This window comes from Thermococcus barophilus MP, assembly GCF_000151105.2.
Taxonomy (GTDB): domain Archaea; phylum Methanobacteriota_B; class Thermococci; order Thermococcales; family Thermococcaceae; genus Thermococcus_B; species Thermococcus_B barophilus.
In genome coordinates this window covers 965520-977889 of the sequence record NC_014804.1, presented here as the reverse complement: position 1 = coordinate 977889, position 12370 = coordinate 965520, and the positions used below count along the sequence as shown (strand labels likewise).

Below are 12370 nucleotides of genomic sequence, written 5' to 3'. Positions count from 1 at the left end.
AAAACTTTATAAACCACTGATAATATTTAAGATTTTCGGCTGGTTATTAGACAACAAAGCCATAGTATAACTGCAGAATTTTGAAACTATCGATAAAAGTAATCCCGCTAACGATTCAAAAAATAAAGAACAGAAAGTTCACCTTCTTCTGCTCCTTGCTCTCTGGAGCCTTGCCTCTTGGAATGCCTTTGTCCACTTAAGCTTTCTTGGGTTTCTGCCCATGAGGAAGTACTTTTCGCACTTGCTTGAGCAGAAGAAGAAAACTCTGCCATCGTTTCTGACGAACATCTTTCCTGTTCCTGGCTCGAATTCCTTTCCACAATATGAGCAGACGTTCCACCTTGCCATTTACATCACCTTGCCTTAATCTCTCTTGCTTCTCTCTCAGTCTCTCTGAGAATGACAATGTCGCCAACTCTCACTGGGCCCTTAATGTTCCTTCTGATGACTCTTCCCTTATCTCTGCCCTCTAAAACCCTAACCTTAACCTGAGTAACGCCACCTGTAACTCCAGTCCTTCCAACGATTTCAATAACCTCAGCAGCGTATCCTTCGTCGCTCATTCCTCACACCTCTATTATAGCTATAAAAAACCTCACTCAATGACCTTTAAATCTTTCGATGAGTGTGAATGTAAAGGGGAGGAAGAGGGAGCTCACTTCATAAGCTCCCTAACCTTCATAGCGATTTCCTCAACAAGCTCACGAGCCTTACCCGGCTCGATTATAGCAACGCTTGCAGCTGAAACCTCAATACCAGCAGCAGCCCCAAGCTCCTTCTTGCTTGGAACATAGATGTATGGAATCTCCTTTTCCTCACAGAGTGGTGGTAAGTGTGCGACAATCTCCTCTGGATCAACATCTTCTGCGATTATGACAAGCTTTGCCTGTCCCCTTTCAACGGCTTTTGTTGTCTCGTTTGTGCCTTTCCTTATTCTTCCAGTGTCTCTTGCAATCTCAACAGCCTCAAGGGCTTTCTCAGCCAGCTCTTTTGGAACCTCAAATTTTACGTAACTTGGCTTTGCCATTTCACATCCCTCCAAAACTTCATCGTTCATCGAGCTGTCAAGATAGCAAAGGAGAATTTAGTTTTTAAACCTTTCCCTAACAGACGCTGTTTGCTCGAAACTAAAAATCTTCACCAACTAAAGTGTACTGATTTCTTAAAATCTCAACAGAAAAACAGTTTGAGTGGCCGGCGGCGTCCCCGGCTTCCCGCCCCCTCTCGGAGGGCAGTACAACCGGGATCGCTGGCGGGCTTAACTTCCGGGATCGAAACGAGACCGGGTGTAGCCCCGCCGCTATGACCGCCGTACCAGTACATACCTTTAAAGGAGGATTTATAAACATTTCGGTAGATGCTATGTTTGATGGAGGATTACGTGTTTAAACTTCTGAGATTTGCAGGAAGGCGAGAAAAGCTTACACCAGCTAAAAGGGTTAGGGATTTCCAGAGTAAGATCCAGAATTCAAAGAATGGTGAGCCTGTTGAAGTTCAGGGCTTTTTACTCCTCAGACAGCCCCCTTATGCTCCAAAGGATGCTCTCTACTACATCCTTTCGCCCCTCTCTCCAAGCGAGCTTAAAAAAGCTGGGCTGAGAGCGTATCTTATTCTCAGAATCACCGAAAACAGCAAAGTTAATGCTAGATTTAGGAGCGGAGAATACGTAAAAGTCAGTGGAATTATCGACAGCTACCCATATGGAAACTTGCGTATGATCCATGTTGAATCTCTTGAGAGTGCAAACTACTCTGATTATTGGCTCGAATATGAGGAAATGGCATTGAGCAAGAAAGAATTTGAGGACTTATTTATGAAAACAATATATGCCAATTACGACCTTGAGAAAGCTGTAATTTACTCCCTCTTTGCCTCTCCAATAATTGTGGGCACAAAAAAGAACTGGGGGGAAGGGGTTACTTTTTCCGTATTCAAGAATGAGCAGAAAATTATCCTATCAGTCTGGGAAACTGTTCGCTATCTTTATTCACTCTTCCCTATGGAACTGCACTTAAGAAAGGACAACAAGGACTCTTTTGTTGATCCAGAGCTTGATTTAGATTTCGTCCTATTTAATCCCAATAATACAAACCTGAAATACTATGTCCCATACAACAAGAAGATCCTCAGCAAAGAAATTCCGGCTCCAAATTGGGCTGTTGAATATTTTGAGAACAAAAATGCTGTGTTTTTGACGCCAAAGAGATACAGCCTGTTATCACCAGACGATCCACTGGCTTACTCTTCTGAAACTCCGTTCATCCTTAGTGAACCTATTGGTTATGAGAGGAATAAGGAACTTGAAGAGCTGATTCCAAATGTTATCATAACAATCTTCAAAGAAAGGGAGAAAATAGCATCGCTTAGTGCTGGGGATGAGATTATGCAGAAATTCAGGGACAGATTTGAGCGGTGGATAATGAAAAATCGCCATGAATATGGTGAGAAATTTGACGCATTGATGATCAAAGGCATGATATTTGAAACAAATACAAGATATCTGCTGAGCGCTCATATTTTGGGTTCGATTGGTAGATTTAAGGGGAAAATTGATACGGGCATTATCCATGATGTCTTGCTTATAAACCAAGAAATTCTTGACTTATGGATGAATGAACTGCCAGAGAAAGTCATATTGAGTGCCGTGGAAACTTACGAGAGATATATTAGTGGGGATAAAAGGGCAAACACTGCACTGAATATTTTTATGGACTTGGAGGCAACATCTCTTGACGGAACTGTTAGTAGAGAGGAGTTCTACACAGCGTTGCTTGAATATGGATTTAAAGAGGCATATGCTAAAGAGATCATAGAGCGTTTAATTGCAGAAGGGCACCTTTATGAACCTTTCTTTGGAAAGCTTAAAATGATAAAGCCAGAGTGAGTGGTTGAAATGTCAAAGAAGTTTTTGAGGAAGAAGGAGCAGAGAGAGAAGAGGAAAATTGCTCTGGAGAGAATTAACATACTCTTTACATTAGCTGAGAGAGTTTTTCCTTATGATAAGGAGTTGGCTAATAGATATGTTGAAATCGCCTTGGCTGTGCAGCAGAAGGCTAAAGTGAGGATGCCAAGAAAGTGGAAGCGGCGGTATTGCAAAAAATGTCATTCCTTTTTACTGCCGGGGGTTAATGCTCAAGTTAGGCTGAGGCAGAAGAGGATGCCGCATGTTGTTATCAAGTGTCTTGAATGCGGACATATTATGAGGTATCCATATCTAAGAGAGCAGAAAGAAAGGCGTAGGAGAAGACTTGAAGAGAGGGTTAAAAATAAGAGTTAACTTTGACAGCACTTCTCTTTTTTATCTGCTGGTACAATTTCCTTGAATCCTGTGTACTTCCACAGTGCCTTTGGTATCCTAACCGTTCCATCCTCTTCCTGGAAGTTCTCCAAAATGGCAACTATTGCTCTTGAGGTTGCTATCGCTGTTGAATTTAAGGTGTGTACGAACTTCGGCTTCTCATGAGTCTTGTCTCGGAATCTGATGTTCAACCTCCTTGCCTGCCAGTCGGTACAGTTTGAACAGCTGACAACCTCTCTGAACTTTCCTTGGCCCGGCATCCATGCTTCAATGTCGTATTTCTTAGCTGCAACATAGCCCAAATCTCCAGTACAGATATTGACCACTCTATACGGAATCTCAAGTTCTTGGAACAGCTCTTCAGCGTTCTGGAGGAGCTTTTCATGCCACTCCCAGCTCTCTTCTGGTCTTGAATAGACGAACTGCTCAACCTTGTGGAACTGGTGGACCCTGAAAATCCCCTTTGTATCTTTTCCTGCAGTTCCCGCTTCTTTACGGAAGCACGGTGAGACTCCAACATAGAGGAGTGGCAAATCTTTTCCATCAATGATCTCGTTGGCATGCATTCCAGCTAATGGGTGCTCTGCTGTCGGGATCAGATACAAGTCCTCGCCTTCAACCTTGTAAATGACGTTTTCAAAGTCGTCAAAAGTTGTAACACCCTCTTCAACGTATCTCCTGACCATATAGGGAGGAATAACTGGTGTGAATCCTTTCTCAATCAGCCTGTCAAGAGCAAAGCGGATTAGTGCTAAGTCAAGGATAACAATCTCATTGAGAAGGTAATAAAATCTTGAACCGCTGACCTTTGCAGCTCTTTCAAAATCTGCACCTCTCAAAATCTCGAGCAAATCAACATGAAGTTTTGGCTTCCACTCTAAAACCTCGTACTCCATCTTTCCTTGACTCTGCTCAAGAAAGCTCTCAAGGTGACCTTTCCAGACTCTTGCCTTGCCCCAGAATTTTATCGGAACATTTTCGGTATCGTCCTTTCCAATTGGGACACTTTCATGGGTTATGTTTGGCAATCTCCAGAGGTAGAAGTCGATTTTCTTCCTTATTTCTTCGTTTTCCTTCTCCAGTATTTCAATCTGCTTGACTATCTCTTTGCTCTTTGTAAGGAGGTCATCCACGCTTTCTCCCGCTTTCTTTCTTTTGCCTATCTCGACAGCTATTCTGTTCCTCTCTCTTCTCAGCTGGTTAATCTTTCTGAGGTTTTCTCTCCATTTCTTGTCAAGCTCAAGAATTTCATCAATCCATTTGAGCTTTTCAAGTTCACCGCGCTTTATAAGGTCACCTTTAACAATGTCGGGGTTTTCACGAATGAGCTTTATGTCGAGCATAGCATTCACCTAAGAATTTAAAGCGAAGGAGAAGTTTAAAAATCATTTGTTAGTGGGATTGATAAAATGATAAAGCAAAAATTCAGACACCAAACAATATCACCTCAACTTCTTCTCCTTCGTCGAGTATCTCAACGTTCTCTGGCACCTCTATGAACCCATCTGCATCAATGAAGCTCGTAACAGCACCGCTTCCCTTTAGTATTGGCACGGCTTTATCATCTTCAATCCTCACCGGCAAGAACTGTCTTCTTCCTTTTACCGAGAAAACTTTGTGAGCAAGCTTTTTCTTGACTTTTCTGTATTCCTGACTCTGACCGAGAAGTTTCTTGATGAGCGGTGCTACAAGCAGAGTGAAGTTTGTTAGACAGCTTGTTGGATAACCCGGCAGACCAAAGATTGGTTTTCCCTCTATGAGTCCGATTATTGTTGGTTTGCCCGGCTGAATAGCTATGCCGTGAACTTTTATCTCGCCGAGTTCTTCAATTATTGATGCTGTTAAATCCCTAATTCCTCCGCTTGCCCCTCCTGAAAGGATTATCATATCGTACTTTAGTCCCTCAAGTATTTTCTCTTTTAAGCTCTCTCTGTCATCTCTTGCTATTCCCAAGAAATATGCTTCTCCACCAAGCTCTCTTATGGCATCACTTATCGCCCTGCCGTTTATGTCATAAATCTGACCGTATTTCAGATCTTTGCCCGGCAAAATAATCTCATTTCCCGTGCTTATCACGGCAACTTTGGGCTTTGCAAAAACCTTGACTTTTTCAAAACCGACAGCAGAAAGCAGGGCAGTTTCTTTGAAGCTCAGCTTTGTTCCTTTCTTCAGCAGAAGCTTTCCTTTTGGTACATCTGCTCCCGCCTTCATAACTCCATAATCAGGATACACTGGTTTGTATATGACTACCCATTCATTTTCTCTGTCAACTTCCTCAAAAGGAATGACGGCATCTGCTCCCTTTGGCAGAGGTGCACCTGTCGAAATGTAAGCGCTTTCTCCATCTTTCAGCTCTATCTTTGGCATATCTCCAGCGTTTATTTCCCCAACGACTTTTAATTTTACAGGATTTGTTTCACCTGCACCCCATGTATCTTTGCTTTTTACGGCGTATCCATCAACAGTCGACCTATCAAACGGAGGAACATCCATTGGACTTTCTATGTCCTCAGCCAGCACTCTTCCCAAGGCTTCTTCAAGCTTGATCTCTTCAATTTTGGGCTTTAAGGAAAATGAATTAATAACCTTCAAAGCCTCTTCGAGTGGAACAACCTTCAGGAATGCCATGTCACCACCTTAAAAAGCTCATCACTTTAATAAAAAAGCTTTAGGTAAGCACTTTAATTTACCTCGTCATTCCAAGCCTCAACCTTTTTAATACCTAACTGCGTATCACAAACCATGAGAGTTGCAATTGTAACAAGAAATGCTCGCGTGTACTATATCGCTTCAAAGGTGCTTAAAGAGTATAGAATCCCTTTTTACAGCCTCCGCTTAGATGAGAAGATCCCTTTTGACGTTGAGGTTGTTCTGACAGGTGAAGAAGATTACGATAAAATAAACTTTCCAGTCAAGATAATTGTTAAGAACGAGAACTTCATAGATGAACTTTTAGCGAGACTTGAGGGAAGGAAGAGATTCAAAAAGGTCTTCATTGCAATAGATCCTGGAGAGAGGCCCGGAGTTGCAGTCGTTGGAGATAACAGGGTGGTTGAGGTCTACCATCTGAAGAGCCCCAAAGACGTGGATGTGATTCTTGATCTTCTTGAAAAGTATCCAAAAGCGAGGATTAAGATTGGGCACGGAGCAAAGAGGCACCGCATATTAATGCTTAAAGCACTTGCAAGGGTTTTAGGTGAGAGCTATCCAGTGATCATTGTAAACGAGAGAGGGACGACACCTAAAGTCGGCGGTATTGAAGGCTCTCAGGTTCAAGATATAGTTGCATCAATCAACATAGCTTTAAGGGAAGGGAGAGAAGTTAAAATTGGAGAATTGATTTACACAAACGAGCCGACTAAAAGGGAGATTGAGCATATAAAAAGCAAAAGTAGAATTATGAGTGGAGGAAGGATTACAATTTCATCTGAGCTTGCACGTGAAGTTGCTAAGGGTAATTTAACGTTGGAGGAAGCAATTGAGATTTACCAAAGGAGGGATAAAGATGATTTTAGGAAAAAGAGATGAGGTTAAAGATGAGATTAAACTCAGAGTCGCCGAAGCTTTGAAAAGGGACGTTGGGAGAGGGATAGTCAGATTTGACAGAAAATATCAGCGGGAGTTGGGTGTTGAACCGGGGGACATAGTTGAGCTTGAGGGAGAGAGGAGTACAGCAGCAATTGTTGCAAATGCCCATCCAGACGACAGAGGGCTGGACATAATCAGGATGGACGGCTACATCAGGAGAAATGCTAAGGTCAGCATCGGGGATTATGTGACTGTTAGGAGAGCTGAAGTCAAAGAAGCAAAAAAAGTTGTTCTTGCACCTGCCCAGAGAGGAGTCCTAATTCAGATTCCTGGCGATATGATCAAGCAGAACCTTCTTGGCAGACCAGTTGTGAAAGGCGACATTATAGTTGCAAGTGGAAGGGAGGAATTCTACACAGGTTCTCCTTTCGATGAGTTCTTTAGGGGGTTCTTTGAAGCACTTCCATTAGCATTTGGTGAATTAAAGTTCATTGTCGTGAACACAAATCCCAAGGGAATAGTTCAGATAACATACAACACCGAAATTGAAGTTCTTCCTCAAGCGGTCGAAGTTAGAGAAGAGAAGGTTCCAGAGGTTACATATGAAGACATAGGTGGTCTCAAGGATGCGATTCAGAAGATCAGGGAGATGGTTGAGCTGCCTTTGAAGCATCCAGAGCTCTTTGAACGTCTTGGAATTGAGCCGCCTAAGGGAGTTTTGCTTTATGGTCCACCGGGAACCGGTAAAACTTTGCTCGCAAAGGCTGTAGCTAACGAGACAAATGCTCATTTTATAGCCATCAACGGTCCAGAAATTATGAGCAAATTCTACGGTGAGAGTGAAGAGCGTTTGAGGGAAGTCTTCAAGGAGGCTGAGGAAAACGCTCCGAGCATAATCTTCATTGACGAGATTGATGCGATTGCACCAAAGAGAGAAGAGGTTACCGGAGAAGTTGAAAAGAGAGTTGTTAGTCAGCTCTTAACTTTAATGGATGGACTGAAGAAGAGGGGGAAGGTCATAGTTATAGCCGCAACAAACAGACCTGATGCAATTGATCCGGCTTTAAGAAGACCAGGAAGATTCGACAGAGAGATTGAAGTTGGCGTTCCAGACAAGCAGGGAAGAAAAGAAATCCTCCAGATTCACACAAGGGGGATGCCTCTCGAGCCGGACTACGATAAACCGTCAGTTTTGAAAGTTCTTAAAGAATTCCTTAAAGAAGAGCGCTTCGATAAAAAGAAGCTTGAGGAGATCATCAAGAAAGTTGAGAAAGCCAAAGATGAAGATGAGATAAAAGAAATCCTCAAGAGTGATGGGGAAATTTACCGCGAAGTTAAGGCGAAGCTGATTGACAAGATGCTTGATGAGTTAGCCGAAAAGACGCACGGATTTGTTGGAGCGGATCTGGCAGCTTTAGCGAGAGAAGCTGCAATGGTCGTTCTGAGGAGGCTAATCCAAGAAGGAAAGATTAATCCAGAAGAGGAAAAGATTGCACCAGAAGTCCTTCAGGAGCTCAAAGTCACTAAGAGAGACTTCTACGAAGCATTGAAAATGGTTGAACCTTCAGCTTTGAGAGAAGTGATGCTTGAGGTTCCAAACGTTCACTGGGAGGACATTGGAGGATTGGAAGATGTGAAGCAGGCACTCAGAGAGGCAGTTGAGTGGCCGCTCAAATACCCAAAAGCGTTTCAGCGTTTGGGAATTAATCCTCCGAAGGGAATTCTCCTCTACGGACCACCGGGAACAGGCAAAACCATGCTCGCTAAAGCTGTGGCAACGGAGAGCGAGGCTAACTTCATTGGAATCAGAGGCCCAGAAGTTTTAAGCAAGTGGGTGGGAGAAAGCGAAAAGAGAATTAGAGAAATCTTCAGGAAAGCGAGACAAGCGGCACCAACAGTGGTGTTCATCGATGAAATTGACGCAATTGCTCCAATGAGGGGAAGCGATGTAAACAGAGTAACCGATAGGATAATTAACCAACTGTTGACAGAAATGGATGGACTGGAAGAGAATAGTGGGGTTGTTGTTATTGCAGCAACCAACAGACCGGACATTTTAGATCCAGCCCTGCTTAGACCGGGAAGGTTTGACCGCCTGATTTTAGTTCCAGCACCAGACGAGAAAGCAAGATATGAAATTCTAAAAGTCCACACGAGAAGAGTGCCCTTAGCGGAAGATGTAAACTTAAAAGAGCTTGCCAAGAGACTTGAAGGTTATACAGGAGCGGATATAGCAGCTCTTGTAAGAGAAGCGGCAATGAACGCTTTAAGAAGAACTGTTGCAAAAATACCCAGAGAGCTCATTGAAGAGCAAAGTGAAGAGTTCCTTGAAAAACTCAAAGTTTCACGGAAGGACTTTGAAGAAGCTATGAAGAAGATAAGGCCGAGTGTTACAAAATACATGATTGAGTACTACAAACAGTTCGAAGAGAGCAGAAAGGCACCTAAAGAGAGAAAGGAGATGGATTACTTCACAGGCTGAATGGGGATTTGCCTTTTATTTTTCATCTCACTTTTCGGTTTTTGCTCATGCAGAAAAGATTTTTATACAAAAAACCCGACTAATAGTATAGTTTAAAGTTCTGAGGTGGCAAAGATGGTAAAGATAAAGGCGTCAAAGCTTAGGGATGTTGAGCTCATTACAGACACGGGAATAAGACTTGGATGGGTTTACGATTTGAGCTTTGATGAAGAAACTGGTGATCTGCTTGTAATTGTAGCTGAACCGGATGAAGATTTAGATACAAGTGAATTCGTTACTGATCATGAGGGATTGCTTTTAATCCCAATAAGTGCAGTTAAAAGCATTGGAGAAGTGATAATAATTGACTCCTCAAAGCTGGCAGTAAAGTCTAAGCTCAGAAGGTTGAGGACTGTAAAAGAAAGGGTTCAGTCTCCTTGATTCTTCTTCTGTTTAATATCCTTCGTAAAGTCTGTAAGCCAGAAACTTGGGTAGCCCAGCTTCAATTATTTTTCTAACAGCTTTGTCAATGTCATACTCAACCCTCTCAAAAATAACCTCTCGGGTCTCTGTATCAATGAAGGCATAAGCAGCCCTCCAATCTCCGTCTCTTGGCTGTCCAACTCCTCCCGGGTTTATTATTCTCCTTCCGTCAATTTCCCTTAGCATCGGCATATGGGTATGCCCCACAATAAGATCATCTTGCTTCACATAGCTCAGAACATCTTTGAGCTCGCTGTCTGGGAACCAGGGAAACAAATACTCGTCCAAAGGTGCTCTTGGCGAACCGTGGATTATGAGATAGCTCCTTCCAGTGTCATCAGTAAAGAGTTGCCTTATCGGCAATCTCCTTAAAAACTCAAGGTTCTCAATGCTCATAACCTGTTGATGCCATCTCACAGCCGCTCTTGCATATGGATTAAATCCCCAATCCATGCCAAAAGCAACAGCGTTGTCATGATTTCCTCTCACACAGAGAACTTCTCTCTTTTTCATCTGCTCCCTGAAGAATTCAACGACTTCATTGGGGTTTGCCCCATAACCAACTAAATCACCCATGCAGAATATTACATCTGCCTTCTTCACTTCCCTCCATACAGCCTGAAGAGCTTCCCAATTGGAGTGGATATCGGAGATTAAACCGATAAGCATTTGTTTCACCAGGAATTTTTAATATAATGTGGTGTTATAAAGTTTTTATGGGGAGTGAAATGAAAAAGAGTGGCTCATTTATCTTAATGGTGTTGCTCTTGATCTCAGTCTTTTCAACCTACTCTTGGTGGAAAGCCGAGAAGGAGAAGAAGGAGGTTTTAGCTGAGTTTTATTGGAAGTTTCAAACAAGCAGCATAGAGCTCAGCTACATGGGAGGAACTTTTGAATACCTGCTTAGAAATAATGCTTCCTATGAAGTTCTTTTGCTCTATCTCGACATTTACTATTTCCATGTGCGGAATTTGTACTGGACTTTCGGTATATTGGCAGCTTATACTAATGAGCAGAAGTTCAGAAAGTTGAATGCCGCACTGGTGGATTTATCGGTTGCCTTAAATCATATGCGTAAGCCACCCGGAGAGCTTCAAGAGGACCTGAAGAAAAATCTTGAAACTTTAAAGAGGTTTGATGATCTCTTTAAGGAGCTTTCTAAGTACAATACTCCCTGGGAAATTCCGGATGAGCTGGCTGATGAATTTTTTAAGCTTTCAGAGGAGTTGATGAAAAATGGAGGATGATGAAAAGGGACTTTATGTCTTTTTCTTGATTGCTGGCATTTTGATGCAGTTGGGCGTTGCTTCAATGTTTTACGAGTTTGATTATGCCACAAACATTAAACTTGGCATTAGTGTGCTTGAATTCTTTTGGCCTTTCTTTGAGGCATCCATAGTATTATCCATCCTGACCTCGCTACCGGCACTAATTTCAAGGAACAAGATGAGCATAATCAGGGCATTTGCTCTGACACAGTTCCTTTTCATTCCGCTTTACTTTCTCATAATCATGATTGATTCAATACTGTTCTTCCCAAGGAGAGGCAGCTTATCTTTAGTTAATTTTTTGGTTGGCTCTTTAGCGTTTCTCTTTGTGAATTACGGAAAAATTGAGAAGAAAAAGCTTACCTTTGGAGTGTTCCTTTCAGGTATCGTTTACGCCGCCTTAATTTACTTTGCCATGTTTCACGGCATCGGCAAATAGTGTAATGCCCAGCAAAGTCACTAAGCCCCCAACATAAGCGAGAAGTCCTGGGAAGTATTCATAACACTCTTCTTGGTATCTGCCTGACTTAACGTCATACATTCTTTCAATTGCCGTGTAATTGTCGTAAAGTATCAAATTTTTGAATGAAAAGCCTTTTTGGAGTTCAACTCTTTTAATGTTTTGAACATTCAATCCATGAGTATGAAATTCAAAACCTCCCCTGTATACTTTGATATCCATGAGAAGCCAGAGCTTCTCTCTGACGACAGGATCATGGGTGTCGTATGCCAAAGTGGCGTTAAGAACTTTTCCTATAAATATTTCATTGAGTATGGGGACTTCTGTAATATTGTTGCCAAAGAAGATAAATGTCTCTGGATTTCCATTTATGCTTATGTTTCCCGTTGGCAGGGTAATGTTGAGATAAAAGCCATCCTTTGTTGGCTTTATTCTTAGGGTAGTGTTGAGTGTGAAAGCTGAAGGCGAAATCTTCAGCGAAATGTTCTCTACATTTGTTGAGCTTGAGTTATAATAATTGAGATAATAAACCGTTATTGTGGAGGCATTTTCGTTAATTGTGATTTTGTTAATATAGCGGGGTTCGGGAGGATAATATAACTCCCCTTTTCGGATGAAGGGAACACTCAAATTCTGCTCTGAATCATGGACCATGATTTCGCTTTTGTTTGAATCGATTCCCAGCGCCAGAATAATCGTGTAAACTTCTTCTCCATTTGTGATGTTTTTAACTCCAACTTCAAGAACTGGCAAGGGTAAAACATAGGCGGAGACACATCTGTATGGTGGCCTGAAGTACATATGATCTGCATAAAGCATGAATGCACCGAGGAGCACGAAGATAACACCAGCAGCCTTTTTCATTTACTCAC

14 protein-coding genes and 1 rRNA gene are annotated in these 12370 nt (G+C 42.3%); 7 read left to right on the top strand and 8 right to left on the bottom strand.

The features are described 5' to 3' along the window. Positions 1–138 precede the first annotated feature (138 nt). From TERMP_RS05585 to rrf, 4 genes are all read right to left on the bottom strand, one after another. Positions 139–348, bottom strand: coding sequence for a 50S ribosomal protein L24e (locus TERMP_RS05585; protein WP_013467394.1), 210 nt, complete (start codon positions 346–348; stop codon positions 139–141). Between the two features lie 5 nt (positions 349–353). Beyond that, positions 354–563 carry a 30S ribosomal protein S28e gene (locus tag TERMP_RS05580; RefSeq protein WP_013467393.1) on the bottom strand — a complete coding sequence of 70 codons (210 nt, stop codon included), beginning with the start codon at positions 561–563 and terminating at the stop codon, positions 354–356. 92 nt (positions 564–655) lie between these two features. Further along, positions 656–1027, bottom strand: a complete 372-nt coding sequence (rpl7ae, locus tag TERMP_RS05575; protein ID WP_048159770.1) for a 50S ribosomal protein L7Ae — start codon at positions 1025–1027, stop codon at positions 656–658. A gap of 165 nt (positions 1028–1192) precedes the next feature. Beyond that, positions 1193–1314: ribosomal RNA gene (rrf, locus tag TERMP_RS05570) — 5S ribosomal RNA — on the bottom strand. Between the two features lie 55 nt (positions 1315–1369). Here rrf and TERMP_RS05565 point away from each other — a divergent pair. Continuing rightward, positions 1370–2884 carry a hypothetical protein gene (locus tag TERMP_RS05565; RefSeq protein ID WP_013467391.1) on the top strand — a complete coding sequence of 505 codons (1515 nt, stop codon included), beginning with the start codon at positions 1370–1372 and terminating at the stop codon, positions 2882–2884. 9 nt (positions 2885–2893) lie between these two features. Then, positions 2894–3277 (top strand): ribonuclease P protein component 4, encoded by a 384-nt coding sequence (locus TERMP_RS05560; RefSeq protein ID WP_013467390.1) that lies wholly within the window; start codon positions 2894–2896, stop codon positions 3275–3277. Here the strand turns inward: TERMP_RS05560 and serS are convergent. Both serS and TERMP_RS05550 read right to left on the bottom strand, forming a co-directional pair. After that, complete coding sequence (serS, locus tag TERMP_RS05555) at positions 3274–4641, bottom strand: serine--tRNA ligase (protein ID WP_013467389.1); 1368 nt, start codon at positions 4639–4641, stop codon at positions 3274–3276. The genes TERMP_RS05560 and serS overlap by 4 nt on opposite strands. 82 nt (positions 4642–4723) lie before the next feature. Next, positions 4724–5926, bottom strand: coding sequence for a molybdenum cofactor synthesis domain-containing protein (locus tag TERMP_RS05550; protein ID WP_013467388.1), 1203 nt, complete (start codon positions 5924–5926; stop codon positions 4724–4726). A 114-nt stretch (positions 5927–6040) separates the two neighbouring features. Here TERMP_RS05550 and TERMP_RS05545 point away from each other — a divergent pair, with 114 nt between their 5' ends. The 3 genes from TERMP_RS05545 (at position 6041) to TERMP_RS05535 (ending at position 9728) form a co-directional block, all read left to right on the top strand. Beyond that, a complete protein-coding gene (locus TERMP_RS05545) occupies positions 6041–6826 on the top strand; it encodes a RuvC family protein (RefSeq protein ID WP_013467387.1) in 786 nt (261 codons plus the stop codon). Further along, positions 6804–9308, top strand: a complete 2505-nt coding sequence (locus TERMP_RS05540) for a CDC48 family AAA ATPase (protein WP_013467386.1) — start codon at positions 6804–6806, stop codon at positions 9306–9308. Before TERMP_RS05545 ends, TERMP_RS05540 begins: the two co-directional genes overlap by 23 nt. A 114-nt stretch (positions 9309–9422) precedes the next feature. Then, positions 9423–9728 (top strand): PRC-barrel domain-containing protein, encoded by a 306-nt coding sequence (locus TERMP_RS05535; protein ID WP_013467385.1) that lies wholly within the window; start codon positions 9423–9425, stop codon positions 9726–9728. A gap of 12 nt (positions 9729–9740) precedes the next feature. Here the strand turns inward: TERMP_RS05535 and TERMP_RS05530 are convergent, their stop codons facing one another. Beyond that, positions 9741–10439 (bottom strand): metallophosphoesterase family protein, encoded by a 699-nt coding sequence (locus tag TERMP_RS05530; RefSeq protein ID WP_013467384.1) that lies wholly within the window; start codon positions 10437–10439, stop codon positions 9741–9743. Positions 10440–10498: 59 nt separating this feature from the next. Here TERMP_RS05530 and TERMP_RS05525 point away from each other — a divergent pair, with 59 nt between their 5' ends. Beyond that, on the top strand, positions 10499–11017 hold the full coding sequence (locus TERMP_RS05525) for a hypothetical protein (RefSeq protein WP_052296225.1): 519 nt from the start codon (positions 10499–10501) through the stop codon (positions 11015–11017). Further along, a complete protein-coding gene (locus TERMP_RS05520) occupies positions 11007–11477 on the top strand; it encodes a hypothetical protein (protein ID WP_013467382.1) in 471 nt (156 codons plus the stop codon). Before TERMP_RS05525 ends, TERMP_RS05520 begins: the two co-directional genes overlap by 11 nt. On the opposite strand, the gene TERMP_RS05515 is transcribed toward TERMP_RS05520, so the two are convergent. Continuing rightward, positions 11439–12362 (bottom strand): hypothetical protein, encoded by a 924-nt coding sequence (locus tag TERMP_RS05515; protein WP_013467381.1) that lies wholly within the window; start codon positions 12360–12362, stop codon positions 11439–11441. The two genes, TERMP_RS05520 and TERMP_RS05515, sit on opposite strands and share 39 nt — an antisense overlap. Positions 12363–12370 lie beyond the last annotated feature (8 nt).

What these genes read in the sequence shown, in the direction of transcription:
- TERMP_RS05545 (WP_013467387.1), top strand. Translation starts at nt 6,041, where the DNA reads ATGAGAGTTGCAATTGTAACAAGAAATGCTCGCGTGTACTATATCGCT.
- serS (WP_013467389.1), bottom strand. Translation starts at nt 4,641, where the DNA reads ATGCTCGACATAAAGCTCATTCGTGAAAACCCCGACATTGTTAAAGGT.
- TERMP_RS05585 (WP_013467394.1), bottom strand. Translation starts at nt 348, where the DNA reads ATGGCAAGGTGGAACGTCTGCTCATATTGTGGAAAGGAATTCGAGCCA.
- TERMP_RS05540 (WP_013467386.1), top strand. Translation starts at nt 6,804, where the DNA reads ATGATTTTAGGAAAAAGAGATGAGGTTAAAGATGAGATTAAACTCAGA.
- TERMP_RS05515 (WP_013467381.1), bottom strand. Translation starts at nt 12,362, where the DNA reads ATGAAAAAGGCTGCTGGTGTTATCTTCGTGCTCCTCGGTGCATTCATG.
- TERMP_RS05580 (WP_013467393.1), bottom strand. Translation starts at nt 563, where the DNA reads ATGAGCGACGAAGGATACGCTGCTGAGGTTATTGAAATCGTTGGAAGG.
- rpl7ae (WP_048159770.1), bottom strand. Translation starts at nt 1,027, where the DNA reads ATGGCAAAGCCAAGTTACGTAAAATTTGAGGTTCCAAAAGAGCTGGCT.
- TERMP_RS05565 (WP_013467391.1), top strand. Translation starts at nt 1,370, where the DNA reads ATGGAGGATTACGTGTTTAAACTTCTGAGATTTGCAGGAAGGCGAGAA.
- TERMP_RS05560 (WP_013467390.1), top strand. Translation starts at nt 2,894, where the DNA reads ATGTCAAAGAAGTTTTTGAGGAAGAAGGAGCAGAGAGAGAAGAGGAAA.
- TERMP_RS05550 (WP_013467388.1), bottom strand. Translation starts at nt 5,926, where the DNA reads ATGGCATTCCTGAAGGTTGTTCCACTCGAAGAGGCTTTGAAGGTTATT.
- TERMP_RS05525 (WP_052296225.1), top strand. Translation starts at nt 10,499, where the DNA reads ATGAAAAAGAGTGGCTCATTTATCTTAATGGTGTTGCTCTTGATCTCA.
- TERMP_RS05520 (WP_013467382.1), top strand. Translation starts at nt 11,007, where the DNA reads ATGGAGGATGATGAAAAGGGACTTTATGTCTTTTTCTTGATTGCTGGC.
- TERMP_RS05535 (WP_013467385.1), top strand. Translation starts at nt 9,423, where the DNA reads ATGGTAAAGATAAAGGCGTCAAAGCTTAGGGATGTTGAGCTCATTACA.
- TERMP_RS05530 (WP_013467384.1), bottom strand. Translation starts at nt 10,439, where the DNA reads ATGCTTATCGGTTTAATCTCCGATATCCACTCCAATTGGGAAGCTCTT.